Below are 14,946 nucleotides of genomic sequence, written 5' to 3'. Positions count from 1 at the left end.
GCGTCTGCACGTCCTTCCCGCCACTCACCAGCACAGCACGAGAACCGTCGGCGCACCAGTGCCGTACGGCACCGCGGCCCGTATCGGGGCCGGACGGCCCCAGCCGCTTCCTGCCCGCCGGGGCACCATGGAAAGCAGGCAACACTGACATACAGCCCCAAACCCCTACCCCACACCCCTCCGAGGGGGGCGGACACCCGAGAAGAGAGGCTGAGAGCATGGTCTGGGCATCATGGACCACCCCCGGTGTCTTCACCGGCCGGGGCGGCGCCCGTACCGTCGAGGCGGGCGTCCTCACGGGTGACCTCACCGTCCACACCACCTGGGACGGCCGGGTGGCCGACGTGGCGGTGCAGTACAGCGGCACCTCCCACTGGTACACGCTCAGCGGCAGCCCGGTGCCCTGCCGCTCCGAACGGGGCAGCCGGGAGCTGCACCAGGCGGTGGTCGAGTCGATCAGGGACGACGCCGAGGCCACCGTTCCCCTGTCGCACTCCACCGCCACGTCGTAGCGTCAGGCGTCCAACGCGGCCCGTACGTCCGGGTAGCAGTCGAGCAGCCCGGTGAGGCCGACCATCTCCAGGGTGCGCAGCACGGGCCTGCGCACCCCGGCCAGGCGCAGCCAGCCGCCCGGCTCATGCGCCTGATGGGCGGCGATGAGGACGTTGATGCCGCTGGAGTCCATGAATCCCACCCCGGAGAGGTCGGCGACCGTGCGCGGCGCCGGAGCGGGGTCCAGGGGGATCAGCGCGCGCCGCAGTGCGCCCGCGGTCCGGTGGTCGACCTCGCCGGCCACCGTGACCACGGTGACCCCGCCGACCGGGTTCCGGTCGACGGACAGCCCGTCCGGTTCCAGTTCGCCGGTGCTCCCACTGCCTGCCACACATACCTCGCGCCTGTCCGAAGGTCCCCGGGCGGACCCGTTCACGAGCCGCCTGCCCCGGATTCCCCGGAGGATGCGGATTCGTCGCCGCCCGTCCCGGGAAGCGGCTCCCGGCGCCGCAGCCACGCGGGCGGCACGCCACACGGCGAACGGGACCGTGTCGTCGGCCCGGGCCGGCCCCTCGCGGACCGTACCCGCCGGGGTCAGGGCCACCACCTCGGCCACGCTCAGCCCGCCCCGCGCGGACAGCGCGGCGGCGACCGTCACCGCGACGGCGCCGGCCACCCCCTCGGGATGGGTGTGGGTGACCTCCGCCGAGCGCGCCGCCTCGGTGACGACCCGCCGCAGATCGGGTGGAAGAACGCGCCCGGCGGCGCCACCCGCCCGGTGGACCGTGAGGACATCGACGCGCCCGAGGGCCAGTGGAAGGTTCGCGGGCCGCTGGAGGCCGCTCTGGCGGGCGGAGAGCGGCTCTACGGCCAGCGCATGGACGGCGGAGTGAGTATCAGGAGCCGATCGGATCAGTCCGTGGCGGGCAGGCACTCGGCGAGCAGAGTGACGACGTCACGCCAGGCTCGCTGTGCGTGCCGTGGGTGGTAGCCGACGCCGGGCCGCACGGTGTGGTCGACCGATGGATGGTGGAAGGCGTGCAAAGCTCCCCCGTACACCACGAGGCGCCAGTCGACGCCCGCGGCCTGCATCTCGGCGGTGAACGCGTCCCGTTGCGCGGGCGCCATGATCGGGTCTTCCGACCCGACTCCGGCCCATACCGGGCAGCGGATGCGCGCCGCCTCGCCCGGTCGGCCTGTGATCAGCCCGTTGACTGTCGCGATTGCACGCAGGTCGACGCCATCGCGCCCGAGTTCCAACGCGATGGCGCCCCCGGTGCCGTAGCCGACGGCGGCTATCCGATCGGGGTCGGTTCGCGGTTCGGTGCGCAACACGTCGAGCGCCGCGTGGCCGATGCCGCGCATCCGGTCGGGGTCGTCGAGCAGCGGCATGCAGCGGGCCAGCATCTCCTCGGGGTCCCCCAAATAGCGCCCGCCGTGAAGGTCGAAGGCCAGCGCTACATATCCCAGCTCGGCGAGAGCATCGGCCCTGCGGCGCTCGACGTCGCTGAGCCCCGTGCCCTCAGGCCCGAGCAGCACCGCGGGCCGGCGGTCGACACCGGCCGGGAGCGCGAGGTGCCCGATCATCGTTAAACCGTCGGCCGCATACTCGACCGTACGCGTCGTAATCGTCGTCATGACTCTGGACCGTACTGACCGTTGCGCCCGCTCAGGATGGTGTTCACCGATGGCAGACAGCGGTCTGCCCCGACATTACCCGGACGCGTCGGCCGCCTGTCGGCAAACGATGAGGCTGCTCCCCGGCCGGCAGTCGAAGCCTCTTTCAGCGGGCGGGGGTGGTGGCCTGGGGCGGGGTGAGCAGAGCGGTGATCAGGCGGTTGGCGACGGCTGGGGAGCCGCCGTTGTCAGCGGTGGAGGTGCCGACGGCGTAGACGGTGCGCAGCTTCAGGTCGCGGGTGGCGAAAACGCCGCTGGCGTAGCCGATGTCGTGGCCGGTCTTGCCCCACAGGACGGTGCCGTCGGGCAGCGTGACGCTCTTCAGACCGGCGCCGTAGCAGGCCGTGCCCTTGGCGGGGCCGGTGTCGCAGTCGCTGCCGTCCGCGTAGCGGAGGGGGTTGCCTGCGCTGTCGAGCGGGGCGGCGAACATCTCGTTGAGCCGCTCGGGGGCGAGCAGCCGACCGCTGAACAGGGCACTGATGAAGCGGTCGAGGTCGGGTGCGGTGGAGATGATGGCGGTGGCGTCGTCGCCCTGTTCACTGACGTCCACGGGCCGACCGGTGGAGTCGATGACGTAGCCGTGCAGGGCCGGCCGGGGTATCCGGGTGTCGCCCTCGGGGACGGATGTGTGGTTCAGGTGGAGCGGCCGGATCACCCGGCTGGTCACCTCGTCACCGAAGGAGTTGCCGGTCACCTGTTCGATGATCTTCGCAGCGATGCGGTAGCCGAGCGAGCTGTACTCCTGCTTGCTGCCCGGGGTGAAGTGCAGAGGCGGAGTCGAGCCGTCCGCCGGGTGCAGGCTGGAGTGGATGACGTCGTCGAGGGTGAAGTAGTCGAGGTGTTCGGCGATCAGCTGGTCGGCGGTGGGGTTGAGGATGCCCGCCTGCATGTCCGGCAGGCCGCTGGTGTGGTTGAGCAACTGCCTGACGGTGATGGGCTGGTAGCTGTCGGGCAGGAGGCCGGGCAGATAGTGCTGGACGGTCTGGTCGAGGTCGAGCTTCCCATTGGCGGCGAGCTGGAGGGCCACTGTGGCCTCGAATGCCTTGGAGATGCTGCCGACGTGGAAGTGCGCGTCGGGTGAGATCGGCCGACCGGTGAAAGCGTCCGAGGAACTGCCCCGCCAGATCTGGTCCGGGGTGCTGACCCGGGCCAGCTGACCGCCCGCCCGGTCGCCGGGGTGCAGGCCGACCGCCGCGTCGAGGGCCGCCGTGTTGAGCCCGGAGGCACCGATCGGCACTGCACTCTGCGTGGCGGCGGCCGCGTGGACGGCCGGCGCACCAGCGGCCAGGGCCGGAGCGGCGGCAGCGGTGGTGGCGACCAGTGCGGCGGCGGCCAGCGCCAGCGGGGTGAGGCGTCGCTTGAAGGCGTTCATCGGTCTACTCCGGGTGAGCACGTCGGACGCCGGTCGAACGTCCTCGATCATGGTGCCGTTCGGCCGGCGGACGGTGCATCGGGAATGTCCCTGGCTTCGGCCCTGGGTCTCCCTGACTCCTGGTCAGGGTTGGCGCCGACCGGATCCGCGCCGCCCGCGACACCGGCGTGCGGAATATGCCCCTGCCCGCGCTTGGAACGGCTAACACAATGAGGTGCATCGGTCCTGGTGGCCGCGCCTCCCGGCTCCTGCAGGGCGGCCGGTTCGAGGACCCGCGCGGCTCGGCCGGGCAACGGCAACTCCCGTGCCAGCCGCAGGACTTCCCGGTAGACGCCAGCCGCGCCGGCCGGGTCGGTCTCGCCGCCGTGCAGCGTGCCCGACGTCCTCCCGTGCACCTCGCCCCATCAGTGGAGGGCCTGCTCGTGGTAGCTGCCCAGAGGCGGCAACCGGCAGTTCAAACGGGCGATGTTCCTGTCCGCGTCCGCCGCCCTGCACGATCCCGCCTCCCGCACCTACGACGACCGATGCCGGCCCCGTGGAAAGACCCGCACCCAGGCACTTCTCCGCCTGGCCCGCCACCGCATCAGCGTGCTGTTCGCGATGCTCCGCGACGGCACCTTCTACGAACCCAGAACCCCACGCCTCGCTTGAGGAAGGACATAGAGGTCCCCCCCCCGTGAGACCCCGGGCCCGCCGACAGGGCCCGGGGTCTCGCACGTCAGCCGCGTGGCGGCGGGCTGCTACGGGCGCAGGATGGTGACCCGGACCTCCGCCAGGACGACGCCGGTCACCGGGCCGCGGTGTACCGGGACGTACAGGCCCCGGTCGGCGTCACCAGCCGTGAGCCGGCCTCCGGCCCACGGGGCATGGGTGGTCGTGAGTACACCACCGGCGAGCGGGCCATCCGGAAGCCGGACGATCGCAGCGGTACCTCCAACCGGCGGGACTCTCCCGGCTCACCCCTTGGCGGGGCTCAGCGCCCGGAGGACAGCACCGGGCTGCCGGCGACTTCCGAACAGCATTGGCCAGGAAGGGCCGCCTGCTCGCCCGGCAGGCGCATCGGCTTCGACGCCGGCCTGTGGAAGATGGAGGAACTGGCCCGCCGTTCCCACGTCGATACGGCGTAGCGAGCGGGGATTCACGCCCCACGCCCGCGTCCGGGGTGGTTGGTCCGGGCCGGACGACCGCCGGTGCGTCGCCCGATCGACAAGGGTGCCGTCACCGGACGGACGGCACCCTTCCACGCCGAAGGACGGCGACCTGGCGCGTGTCGGCTGTCACGATGCCGGGTTGACCTGGCTGAACTCCGCGGCGAGCAGGTCGAGCAGCCCCGGGAAGCGGCGGTCGATCTCCGCTCTGCGAAGTCTGACGCCCTTCTTGTTCCCGTAGTTGGTCTCGCAGATCAGCCCGGCGTCGCGCAGGGTGCGGAAGTGGTAAGTCCTGGTCTGCTTGCTCACGGGAAGATTGAACGAGTGGCAGGTGCGCTCACCGTCACTCCTGTCCGCGGCCAGCTCGATCATCACCGCGCGCCGGTGTTCGTCGGCGAGAGCACGCAGCACCGCACCCAGGTCCAGGACATCGGTGTCGGCCTGGGGCACGACCGTTTCCACCATGGAGCCCACCTCCAACAAGTACGACGTCCACGGTACCTGAGAAGGCGATTCTGCCGACCACCGCCCCAAGTACGACTTGTCTCGTACCTTGGCCGCATGTTTCACTGAGGTACGACATTGGACGTACCTGTTGCCGGTCATGGCCGTCGTCGCCTCCGCCCGGAAGGGCGCCGGTGCTCACCATGCGACGAAACCGCGACCCGCCTCCTGCGACCGTCGCGCGACCGGCCGGATTCGGACCCTTTTCCAGGGCTGAAGGAAGGCGAGAAGATGAGGAAGCGGCTCGGACTGCTCTCTTTCGGACACCACCAGCACGCGCCCGGCTCGCAGGCCGGTGGCGCGGCCGAAGCGTTGACCCAGCACATCGACATCGCCGTCGGCGCCGAGCGCCTCGGCTTCGACGGCGCCTGGGTCCGCGTGCACCACTACCAGCGGCAGTTCGCCAGCCCCTGGGCACTGCTGGCGGCGACGGCGGCGCGGACGCGGCGGATGGAACTCGGATCCGCCGTCATAGACATGCGCTACGAGAACCCGCTCATGATGGCCGAACTCGCCGCCGCCGCCGACCTCATCAGCGGCGGCCGCCTGCAACTCGGCCTGAGCCGAGGGTCACAGGAACCCGCTCTGCGGGGCTACGAAGCCTTCGGCCACCACCCCGGCCCCACCGACGATTCCCGCGCCAGGGACATGGCGCGGGCGCACACGGAGCGTTTCAGGGCGGCGATCGCGGGGGCCCCGATGGCGATGAGCGACCCCACGGAAACCGGTGTCACCGTGCCGCTCGCGATCGAACCCCGATCCGACACCCTGCCCCAGCGGATCTGGTGGGGCTCGGCCACACGGCAGAGCGCCCAGTGGACCGGAGAACAAGGGATGCACCTGCTGAGCAGCACGCTGCTCTCCGAGGACACCGGAGTCCCGTTCGCGCAGCTGCAGACGGAACAGATCGAGCTCTTCCGCGAGGCCTGGCACCGCGCGGGCCATCCGGGAACACCCAGGGTGGCGGTGGTGCGCAGCATCCTGCCCATCGTCTCGGACCGCGACCGCGCCCTGTTCGGTGCGGCCGCCGCACAGGGGTCGAGAGAACACGTCGGCGTTCTCGGCGGAGCCGTGTCGCGGTTCGGCAAGAGCTTCATCGGGGAGCCCGACACGGTGGTGGAGGCCCTGTCGAAGGACGAAGCGGTACGCACCGCGGACACCCTGCTGGTCACCATCCCCAACCTCCTCGGAGCCGACGAGAACCTCCGGATCCTGGAGAACATCGCCGAGCACATTGCCCCGGCGGCCCTCGGCTGGAGCCGGAGCCGCTGACGCGACGCCGAGGTGGTCGTGCCCGCCCGGTCGGCCGGGCGGGCACGACCACCTGTCCGATCGCCGACAGCGCACCTGTCCGTCAGATCACATCAGGTACGAGTTGCTTCGTACCTACACTTCCTGCTTGACTCTAGGTATGAACATATTCATACCTAGAGGGGTGGGCCAGTGACCAGCACTGCGAGGCATGCGGAGGGCGCGAACCCGCCGTGGTTCCTGACGCCCGTCATCCTGCTCACGATGTTCGTCCTGCCCATCAGCATCGCGGGAACGGCGATCGCCCTTCCCGACATCTCCCGAGACCTGGGCGACTCCCCGACCGCCCTCCAGTGGGTCGTGAATGGGTTCAACGTCTCGTTCGCCCTGTTCACCCTGGTCTGGGGAGCACTCTCCGACCGGCTCGGACACAAGCGCACCTTCATGATCGGTTCCCTGTTCATCCTGGGTGCCTCCGTGCTCAGCGTCGTGTCCCCGAACCTGTACGTTCTCGACGCGGGACGCCTGCTCGCCGGAGTGGGCGGCGCCGCGGTGGCCACCGGTGGCACGGCCCTGCTGTCCAACGCGTATTCCGGTGCCCGGCGCGCTCGTGCCTTCGCTTTGCTGGGCACAACGGTCGGTCTGGGCCTGGCCGCAGGACCGACCCTCTCCGGGGGGCTGGTGACGTTCGTCGGGTGGCAGGGCGTCTTCGCCGCCGCCGGTGCCATCTCGATCGTGGCCCTGCTGGCCGGTGGCGCCCTGCCGAAGGACCACAGGCACCCTGTGGAGGGCAACCGCAAGCTGATCGACTTCTCACCGGTACGCAACCGGTACTTCCTGGCCGTCATCCTGGTGCCGGTCGCGGGGTCCCTCGGCTACGTGACCCTGCTGACCTATCTGCCCGTCGCGCTGAGCGCGGTCCTCGGCATGAGTGCCGGCCAGGCCGGCGTGTTCCTCCTGCCCCTGACGCTGCCGGTGCTCGTCGCTCCGGTCCTCGCCACGACACTGGTCCACCGCGTACGCCGGATCACCCCCATGGTGATCATCAACGTGTCGCTCGTCGTGCTCGTCGTCGGTGATCTCGGCATGTTGCTCCTCGGCCCCGACGCCCCGAAGTGGACCCTCGTGCTCCCCATGGTCCTCCTGGGATTCGGCTGGGGGCTCCCGATCGGCCTCATCGACGGGGAGGCCCTCGCCGCCGTGCCCGCCCGTAGTGCGGGGGCCGCGGCCGGTGTGCTGAACTTCGTCCGTCTGGGCAGTGAGGCGGCCGCCGTAGGGGTCTACGCCGCGGTGACGGCCGGACTCCTGTCCGCCCGCATCGACGATCCCGGCCTCGCCCGGAAAGTCTCGGCAGGTGGCAGCGGAGCCGCCGGGGCCTACGCGGAGGTCTTCCATCTCGTGGTGATCGCGTTGGCGCTCCTGCCCCTACTGCTGGCCGTGGTCATCAATGTGCTCCACCGGGCGCACAAGAGCCCGGCTGCGGGCACTCTGTCGGCCGACCCGGACCAGCACCAGGAAGACCCGATCGCTGATCAGGTCGGCACATAGGTGTGAACCACCGGGCCGCCGCGCGGAGTGGCCGAGGCCGCCGGCGTGTGGCTGCACGGTCCTCACACCCGCGCGGGGCCCGGGCCACGGACAGGCACCACGGCACAGCGTGCGGCGGACACCGCGGACCCGCTCCGAGTGGGGTGTCCGCGGTGTCCGTGCCGCTCGTGTCAGCCACACATCGCGCTCCGGCCGGTCGCTCGTCCCTTCCCGGACGGTCCGGACTGCGAGACCGGGTGCGGCGGCCGCGGCTTGCCGGGGGTCGCCGCTCGGTCGATCGGGGTGGGTGGTGGGAGCGCTCGGTTCCATCGGTCGGCACCCGTTGACGGTGGGTTGTCGCGCCTCCGGCGGGGGTCGCGCAGATCTCGCCGAGCGGTCAACTCACGGGCGGGGAAGCGCAGAGCGGAGACAGATCGCCCCCGGCTGGGTCGGCAAGCATGCGGAAAGCTCCTGGCAGGATGGCTCGGACTCGACACGCACCCGTCTACCAGGAGCTTCTCCACGCCCGGACCCCGCCCTCACCCCAGTGGCCCTGCTCCGCACGCAGGTTGAGGAAACCTCAGTGGGTGTGGGCGTGAGGGAGTGTGGGAAGAGTTCGGCGCCGATCACGAGCGCGGGACGGTGGTCGAAGCGACACCGGTCCATTCGTGTCCGCGTCGTGCTCGGCTACCTGCGAGCCGGCCGCGAGCTGGATCCGGTCGAGCTCGCGGCTCAGGGCCGACTCGGACTCCCCTCCGGTGTGCTGAGCTGTGCTCGGCGAGGAGCAGTACCGCCCGGGGACTCTGCGCCCAGGAGCGTGAGCAGCCGGGGGAATCTCTTCTCGATGTCCGCGCGCCGAAGTCGGATGCCCTTGCGGTTGCCGTAGTCGATCTCGTCGATGAGACCCGCTTCGCGCAGGACCCGGAAGTGGTGGGTCTGGGTCTGCTTCGAGATCGGAAGATCGAACGAGTTGCAGCCCCGCTCGCTGTCGCTGCGGTCGGCGGCCAACTCCGTCATCACCGAACGACGGTGCTCGTCGGCGAGGGCGCGAAACACCGTACCCAGATCGAGCGCATCGGCCTCCGGGCCGACCAGGTTTCTCCCGGCCACGCCGCACCTCCTTCAAGTACGACTTGCATCGTACCTCAAGATGTGCTCCACTGGTGTACGAATTTGATCGTACCTTGACCCGTTCGCGCTGCCCGGTGCCGCCTCCCCCTGAGACCCGGCCCGGCACTCGCCGGGGACCTGGTCATCGACGCTCCGAGAGGTCATCGTCATGAAGAAATCCGAGGTGCTGATAGTCGGTGCCGGAATCGCAGGACCCGCACTCGCCTACTGGCTCTCCCGGAATGGATACCGGCCAACGGTCGTCGAACATGCCCGGCAGCTGCGCTCCGGTGGTAGCGCGATCGTCGTGAAGGGGCCCGCGATCCCGGTCGCCGACCGCATGGGCATCCTCCCGCAGCTCCGCGGGCTCGCCACCCGCAATCGATCACTGACCCTGCTCGACCCCGACGGCAGGCGGATCCTGCAACTCCCGCTCACCTCGGACAAGGCGCCGACGGTCGAAGTGACCCGAGCCGACCTGTCCGAGGTGCTCCACCGGTCGGCGCAGACCGAGGCCGAGTTCTTGTTCGACGACACGGTCACCGCTCTCGACCAGGATGAAAGCGGGGTGGACGTCACCTTCCGGCGGTCCGCGCCACGGCGCTTCGACTTGGTGGTCGGTGCCGACGGGATGCACTCCACCGTACGGCGCCTGGTATTCGGCCCCGAGCGGCAGTTCGCGAGCGACCTGGGCCTGTACGGCGCGACCGTCCCGCTGGAACCCGACGCCATCGAGGACCCGACCGAGATGACGATGCTGACCGTGCCGAACCGGATGCTGGTCCTCCACCCCTCGCGGACCACTCCGCTCGCGATCTTCACCTTCCGGGCCGCACAGCCGGCGCCCCACGACCGCAAGAACATCGCCCTTCACAAGCAGACCGTGGCCGACGCCTACGCCGACGTGCGGTGGCGGGCACCGGAACTCGTGGCGGCGTTCCTCGACCACCCCGCTCCGTTCTTCGACCCCCTGACCACCGTCCGGGTGCCCTCGTGGTCCCGCGGACGGGTCGTACTGCTCGGGGACGCGGCGGCGGCGACAGCCCTGCTGGGCGACGGGTCCAGCATGGCGATGGCGGGCGCGTACGCCCTCGCAGAAGAGCTCGCCGCCCATCCCGGTGATCACGCCCGCGCCTTCGCCGCCTACGAGTCGCGGCTCCGCCGTGAGGTAGGTCCGCGGCAGCGACGCGTCGGTCTGCTCACCAGGCTCATGGTGCCCCGCACCCGGCCGGGCCTCGCGGTGCGCAACGCCGTGGGCCGCGCGGTCGGTCGCACGAACCGGATCGCCTCTCGCGAAGCCGCGAACCGGTAGAGGGCTGTGTGCTCGTCCAGCACAATCCCGGCCTGACCCCGTGGAACAACTTCCGACAGGTCCGGCCGCCGACGCTCCGTCAGCGGCCCACCAAGAGGTTGCGCCGGCTTCCGTTCCAATGCTCCTCGCGCCCCACGATGCGCCGACCACGGGCTCTCGTCAGTCCGCAATGGATCGTCGCCGGCACCGCGCAGCCGGGCACCTTTATGCGGGAAGTGCGTCCCGGTCGTCGAGCTCGCAGGTGATGACGATGTCGGGGTGCCGCACTCCGTCGATGGTGAGCGTCTGCGTGCGGACGACGCCCAGTTCACGCGTGACGTCGCGGAGGAACGCGGGGGTGGGGTCGTGGATCGGGAACTGGAGGCACACCCGCCGCCCCGGGGCCACGGCGGGCACCGGCGTGGCGGGCCGGCTGCCGTCCAGGATCGACAGGAGGCAGTCGTAGGTGTTCAGCCCGGAGGCGGCGATGCACGGCGTGGTGGTGCCGGCGACCCGGGGGTTGATCTCCAGGATCCGGCAGCGACCGTCCGCGTAGATCGGGTCGATCCCGACGGCGCCCTCCAGGTCCAGTCCGCGGCACAGCTCCCGGAGCTTCTCGGCCACCGGGGCGAACGCCTCGTCGTGCCCGGGGCACGGGGTCGCATAGCGCGGCCGGCCGAAGTCGAACACCGGGCCGGTCTCCGCCGGCCCCTGCCACACGACGGGCTGCACCACGTAGGTGCCTCGGGCGCCCAACACTTCCACCGAGCAGATCTCCCCGGAGACGCACTGCTCCAGAATGAAGTCGCCCTTGTGCGGCCGGGACAGGTACTGCCGCAGTTCCGCTTCGTCGGTTATCGCCACCATGCCGGTGCCCATGCAGCAGGGCCAGGGCCATCGCGGTGTCGTCGGCCCAGTGCCAGGGCTCTTGCTCGGGGGCGCGCCGGGCGCGGATCTCGTCGCGGGCCTGCCGCGGTGCACGGAACAGGGGGAACCAGCGTTCGCCGAAGGCGTCGCCGAGCGCCGGCCCCTCCAGGCTGCGGCGGGCGGCGGCGCGGTCCGGGGTGACGGTCACGGCCGTGATTCTCCCCGGCGGCCCGCCCGGCTCACAGGGGGGTGGCCGCGTGCAGCACGAGCAGCAGGGTGAGCGCCGAGTTGGCGGAGAACATCGCGGACAGGGCGGCCCCGGTGGTCGCGGTCCACACCGCGAGACCGGCCGCCGTGAACAGCGACGGCCAGGCGCGTGCGGCCGGGGCCGGTCCGAGGAGGGCGGCGACCCGGCGGGGGAGCGGGCCGGGCGCGGCGAGCGCGGGCAGCGTCGGCGCGGGCGCGCCGCGGCCGCCGGCCAGCGCCGCCCTGCCGATCGCGCGGGCCACCACCCTGCGGCTGCCCACCGCCCGCGCGGCCTCCTCGTCCGCCCACCGCTCCGCCGTGTAGGCCACCGCCGTGCGCAGCGGCAGCAGGAACGGGTTGGCGCAGGCGGCCAGTCGGACCAGCAGCAGATGGCGGTGGTGCCGGGCGGCGAGATGGGCCCGCTCGTGCGCGAACAGGGCGCGCCGCTCCCCTGACGTCAGGGATGCCAGCATGGCCGTGGACACCACGACCCGGTCCCGTCGGCCGCCCGGCAGGGCGTAGGCGTAGGGCTCCGCGTCCGGCAGCACCGCCACGCGGGTGTCCGGCAGCCCCGCGAGCGCCCGGTGGGCCCGCCGGCGCACCCGCGCGTGACGGACCAGGGTACGGCCGCACGCGGCGACGACCGCGAGCAGCGCGGGAATCGCGGCCTTGCCGGTGATCTCGTGCCGGGGCACACTCTCGCGCACCTCCGGGTCGGACCAGCCGTCCGGCAGCGGATTGCCGGGCAGTTGGGCGGTGCCGACCACCACCAGCAGGGCCAGGCACACCGTGCTGCACAGCGCCAGCACGGTGGCGACCGAGGTCAGCAGCACGGTCGCGGTGCGCGGGTGCAGCCGGGGCTCGGCCAGCCGCGCGATGGGCCAGGCGCTCAACGGCAGCACCAGGGGCAGGAAGACGAAGATCCCCATCGCGTCTCAGCCGTCGCCCTCGGTGTGCTCCAGCAGTTCCCGCAGCAGTCGCTCGTCGCCCTCCGGCAGCGCGGTGATGAAACTGGCCAGCACCGCCCGCCGGTCCTGCTCGCCGTCCAGCACCCGGCGCATCTTCAGCGCGGCCAGCCCGGCCTCGTCCGCGGCTGGCAACCAGACGAAGGACCGCCCCTCACGCCTGCGGGTGACGGCCTTCTTCGCCAGCAGCCGGCCCAGCACCGTCATCACGGTCGTGTACGCGAGGCCCGCGGCCAGGTGCTCCTGCACCCAGCCCGCGGTCACCGGGCCGCCGGCCTCGTGCAGCGCGGCGAGCACCCGTGTCTCCAACGCCCCGTGCGCCCTGCGCCGACGGTGCGCGTCCGGCTCCGTCACCCGCTGTCTCCCCTCTGTCACCTGTATGCCCCGGCCCTGCCTCAACCCCTCGTGCCGAAGGAGCGTCACATCGTACAGAGGACCCGCGCGTGGCCGGATCACGCTCCTCGCGCGGGCGCCGTCCGTGCCGTACCCGCATCAACTTCTACAGTGTTGTAGATTCAAGATCGGATCCGGGAGCCGGATCAGTACCGACCATGTGTGGAAGGACGAACCATGGGTGTTTCCCTGTCCAAGGGTGGCAACGTGTCGCTGAGCAAGGAGGCGCCCGGGCTCAGCGCGGTGCTCGTCGGGCTGGGCTGGGACGTGCGCACCACCACGGGCACCGACTTCGACCTCGACGCCTCCGCGCTGCTGCTGGACGCCTCGGGCAAGGTCGTCTCCGACCGGCACTTCGTCTTCTACAACAACCTCACCAGCCCCGACGGCTCGGTCGAGCACACCGGCGACAACCTCACCGGTGAGGGCGAGGGCGACGACGAGACCATCAAGGTGAACCTGACGGCCGTGCCCGCCGAGGTCGACCGGATCGTCTTCCCCGTCTCCATCCACGACGCCGAGAACCGCGGCCAGAGCTTCGGTCAGGTCCGCAACGCCTTCATCCGCGTCGTCAACCAGGCCGGCGGCTCCGAACTCGCCCGCTACGACCTGTCCGAGGACGCCTCCACCGAGACCGCGATGGTCTTCGGCGAGCTGTACCGCAACGGCGCGGAGTGGAAGTTCCGCGCGGTCGGCCAGGGCTACGCCTCCGGACTCGCGGGCATCGCCGGCGACTTCGGCGTCAACGTCTGACACCCGCACCACCCCGCGAGCGAGAGGGAGCACACCCGTGTCGGTCAATCTGAGCAAGGGCCAGCGGATCAGTCTCGACAAGGCGGACGGCGGTGCGCTGAGCGCCGTCCGGATGGGCCTGGGCTGGCAGGCCGCGCCGCGCAAGGGGTTCCTGGCCAAGCTGGCCGGCACCCGGGAGATCGACCTCGACGCCTCCGCCGTGCTGTTCGCGGGCGGACAGCCCGTCGACGTCGTGTTCTTCCAGCACCTGGCCAGCGACGACGGCTCCGTGCGGCACCTGGGCGACAACCTCGTGGGCGGGGCGGGGGCCGGGGACGACGACGAGGTCATCCTGGTCGACCTCGCACGCGTCCCCGGCCGTGTCGACCAGATCGTCTTCACGGTCAACTCCTTCACGGGGCAGACCTTCGGCGAGGTGCAGAACGCCTTCTGCCGGCTGGTCGACGAGCAGACCGGCGGGGAACTCGCCCGCTACACCCTCAGCGGCGGCGGCGCCTACACGGCGCAGATCATGGCGAAGCTCCATCGCACGGCCGGCGGCTGGCAGTTGCAGGCGATCGGGGAGCCGGCCTCGGGGCGGACCTTCCAGGACCTGCTCCCCGCGATCGCCGCGCACCTCTGAATTTCTTGATCGATCTCATACGCGACCGTGGAACCGATGCGGGATGCGACCCGTTGATCGTCATGGACGCGTGTTCCGGGGCAGCTGTGGAGGATTTGCATGAGCGCGACCCTGACCAAGGGCGGCAATGTGTCGCTGAGCAGACAGGCCCCCGGTCTGACTGCCGTGACGGTCGGGCTGGGCTGGCAGGCGGACACCGGCTATGAGCTGGACGCCGGTGCGTTGCTGTGCGACGGCTCGGGCAAGGTCCTGTCGGACGAGCACTTCGTGTTCTACAACAACCCGAGCAGCCCGGACGGTTCGGTCCGGCACTCCGGCCAGGGCGGCCCGGCCGACGGGGACGACCAGCGGATCAGGGTCGACCTCGACCGGCTCCCGGACGCCGTGCAGAAGGTCGTCTTCCCCGTCTCCCTGTACGAGGCGGCGGCCCGCGGCCACACCTTCGAGCAGGTCCGCCGCGCTCGCATCCGCGTCCTGGACGAGGACGGCGGCACCGAACTGGCCCGCTTCGAACTGACCGGCGCCGCCCTGTCCGACGAGACCGCCCTGGTCCTCGGCGAGCTCTACCGGCACGGCGCGGAGTGGAAGTTCCGCGCGGTCGGCCAGGGTTACGCCTCGGGGCTCGCGGGTATCGCCTGCGACTACGGCGTGGACGTGCTGCGGGAGACGGCCCCGGCCCAGCCGGCCCCGCCTGCGGCCCCGGACCCGGCCCGGGTCTTGGCATCGAA

15 protein-coding genes and 1 pseudogene are annotated in these 14,946 nt (G+C 71.2%); 8 read left to right on the top strand and 8 right to left on the bottom strand.

The annotated features are described in order from the left end of the window. Nucleotides 1–218: 218 nt before the first annotated feature. Nucleotides 219–512, top strand: coding sequence for a hypothetical protein (locus tag FRZ03_RS03605; protein WP_146463672.1), 294 nt, complete (start codon nucleotides 219–221; stop codon nucleotides 510–512). A 2-nt stretch (nucleotides 513–514) separates the two neighbouring features. Here the strand turns inward: FRZ03_RS03605 and FRZ03_RS40950 are convergent, their stop codons facing one another. From FRZ03_RS40950 to FRZ03_RS03585, 3 genes are all read right to left on the bottom strand, one after another. Beyond that, the gene (locus FRZ03_RS40950; protein WP_398659630.1) at nucleotides 515–1,231 is read right to left on the bottom strand and encodes an STAS domain-containing protein; all 717 of its coding nucleotides are present in this window, start codon (nucleotides 1,229–1,231) and stop codon (nucleotides 515–517) included. 173 nt (nucleotides 1,232–1,404) lie between these two features. Next, nucleotides 1,405–2,130 carry a dienelactone hydrolase family protein gene (locus FRZ03_RS03590; protein WP_146463671.1) on the bottom strand — a complete coding sequence of 242 codons (726 nt, stop codon included), beginning with the start codon at nucleotides 2,128–2,130 and terminating at the stop codon, nucleotides 1,405–1,407. A gap of 145 nt (nucleotides 2,131–2,275) precedes the next feature. Beyond that, entirely contained in the window at nucleotides 2,276–3,541 is a 1,266-nt protein-coding gene (locus FRZ03_RS03585; RefSeq protein ID WP_146463670.1) for a serine hydrolase domain-containing protein, read from the bottom strand. Between the two features lie 432 nt (nucleotides 3,542–3,973). Between FRZ03_RS03585 and FRZ03_RS03580 the strand changes: the two are divergent. After that, nucleotides 3,974–4,192, top strand: a pseudogene (locus FRZ03_RS03580) (IS110 family transposase); the annotation flags it as partial. A 626-nt stretch (nucleotides 4,193–4,818) separates the two neighbouring features. Here FRZ03_RS03580 and FRZ03_RS03570 read toward each other — a convergent pair. Then, on the bottom strand, nucleotides 4,819–5,154 hold the full coding sequence (locus FRZ03_RS03570; protein WP_146463669.1) for an ArsR/SmtB family transcription factor: 336 nt from the start codon (nucleotides 5,152–5,154) through the stop codon (nucleotides 4,819–4,821). A gap of 270 nt (nucleotides 5,155–5,424) precedes the next feature. Between FRZ03_RS03570 and FRZ03_RS03565 the strand changes: the two genes are divergently transcribed. After that, nucleotides 5,425–6,465, top strand: a complete 1,041-nt coding sequence (locus FRZ03_RS03565; protein WP_146463668.1) for an LLM class flavin-dependent oxidoreductase — start codon at nucleotides 5,425–5,427, stop codon at nucleotides 6,463–6,465. 171 nt (nucleotides 6,466–6,636) lie between these two features. Further along, nucleotides 6,637–7,992, top strand: a complete 1,356-nt coding sequence (locus FRZ03_RS03560) for an MFS transporter (protein ID WP_261398509.1) — start codon at nucleotides 6,637–6,639, stop codon at nucleotides 7,990–7,992. A 711-nt stretch (nucleotides 7,993–8,703) separates the two neighbouring features. Here the strand turns inward: FRZ03_RS03560 and FRZ03_RS03555 are convergent. Continuing rightward, entirely contained in the window at nucleotides 8,704–9,081 is a 378-nt protein-coding gene (locus FRZ03_RS03555; RefSeq protein WP_146463667.1) for an ArsR/SmtB family transcription factor, read from the bottom strand. Between the two features lie 169 nt (nucleotides 9,082–9,250). On the opposite strand from FRZ03_RS03555, the gene FRZ03_RS03550 reads away from it, so the two are divergent. After that, complete coding sequence (locus FRZ03_RS03550; RefSeq protein WP_146463666.1) at nucleotides 9,251–10,393, top strand: FAD-dependent monooxygenase; 1,143 nt, start codon at nucleotides 9,251–9,253, stop codon at nucleotides 10,391–10,393. Between the two features lie 204 nt (nucleotides 10,394–10,597). On the opposite strand, the gene FRZ03_RS03545 is transcribed toward FRZ03_RS03550, so the two are convergent. The 3 genes from FRZ03_RS03545 to FRZ03_RS03530 form a co-directional block, all read right to left on the bottom strand. After that, complete coding sequence (locus tag FRZ03_RS03545; RefSeq protein ID WP_261398508.1) at nucleotides 10,598–11,239, bottom strand: ATP-grasp domain-containing protein; 642 nt, start codon at nucleotides 11,237–11,239, stop codon at nucleotides 10,598–10,600. A gap of 239 nt (nucleotides 11,240–11,478) precedes the next feature. Continuing rightward, nucleotides 11,479–12,414, bottom strand: a complete 936-nt coding sequence (locus FRZ03_RS03535) for a M56 family metallopeptidase (protein ID WP_146463665.1) — start codon at nucleotides 12,412–12,414, stop codon at nucleotides 11,479–11,481. 6 nt (nucleotides 12,415–12,420) lie between these two features. After that, nucleotides 12,421–12,804: a BlaI/MecI/CopY family transcriptional regulator gene (locus tag FRZ03_RS03530; protein ID WP_146463664.1), complete on the bottom strand. Its 384-nt coding sequence runs from the start codon at nucleotides 12,802–12,804 to the stop codon at nucleotides 12,421–12,423. 216 nt (nucleotides 12,805–13,020) lie between these two features. Here FRZ03_RS03530 and FRZ03_RS03525 point away from each other — a divergent pair, with 216 nt between their 5' ends. The 3 genes from FRZ03_RS03525 to FRZ03_RS03515 form a co-directional block, all read left to right on the top strand. Beyond that, entirely contained in the window at nucleotides 13,021–13,596 is a 576-nt protein-coding gene (locus tag FRZ03_RS03525; protein WP_146463663.1) for a TerD family protein, read from the top strand. A gap of 37 nt (nucleotides 13,597–13,633) precedes the next feature. After that, nucleotides 13,634–14,218 (top strand): TerD family protein, encoded by a 585-nt coding sequence (locus FRZ03_RS03520; RefSeq protein ID WP_146463662.1) that lies wholly within the window; start codon nucleotides 13,634–13,636, stop codon nucleotides 14,216–14,218. Between the two features lie 99 nt (nucleotides 14,219–14,317). After that, the coding region (locus FRZ03_RS03515; protein ID WP_146463661.1) for a TerD family protein at nucleotides 14,318–14,946 on the top strand (629 nt) is incomplete at its 3' end.

It is taken from the genome of Streptomyces misionensis, from assembly GCF_007896895.1.
Lineage (GTDB): Bacteria > Actinomycetota > Actinomycetes > Streptomycetales > Streptomycetaceae > Streptomyces > Streptomyces misionensis_A.
Note: the sequence above shows the minus strand (reverse complement) of the source record. Positions and strands in the feature narration are given on the sequence as shown.

Bases quoted from the DNA above. Each gene is read 5' to 3' on its own strand.
- FRZ03_RS03570 (WP_146463669.1), bottom strand. From the start codon at position 5,154: ATGGTGGAAACGGTCGTGCCCCAGGCCGACACCGATGTCCTGGACCTG.
- FRZ03_RS03605 (WP_146463672.1), top strand. From the start codon at position 219: ATGGTCTGGGCATCATGGACCACCCCCGGTGTCTTCACCGGCCGGGGC.
- FRZ03_RS03525 (WP_146463663.1), top strand. From the start codon at position 13,021: ATGGGTGTTTCCCTGTCCAAGGGTGGCAACGTGTCGCTGAGCAAGGAG.
- FRZ03_RS03535 (WP_146463665.1), bottom strand. From the start codon at position 12,414: ATGGGGATCTTCGTCTTCCTGCCCCTGGTGCTGCCGTTGAGCGCCTGG.
- FRZ03_RS03585 (WP_146463670.1), bottom strand. From the start codon at position 3,541: ATGAACGCCTTCAAGCGACGCCTCACCCCGCTGGCGCTGGCCGCCGCC.
- FRZ03_RS03565 (WP_146463668.1), top strand. From the start codon at position 5,425: ATGAGGAAGCGGCTCGGACTGCTCTCTTTCGGACACCACCAGCACGCG.
- FRZ03_RS03550 (WP_146463666.1), top strand. From the start codon at position 9,251: ATGAAGAAATCCGAGGTGCTGATAGTCGGTGCCGGAATCGCAGGACCC.
- FRZ03_RS03590 (WP_146463671.1), bottom strand. From the start codon at position 2,130: ATGACGACGATTACGACGCGTACGGTCGAGTATGCGGCCGACGGTTTA.
- FRZ03_RS03545 (WP_261398508.1), bottom strand. From the start codon at position 11,239: ATGGTGGCGATAACCGACGAAGCGGAACTGCGGCAGTACCTGTCCCGG.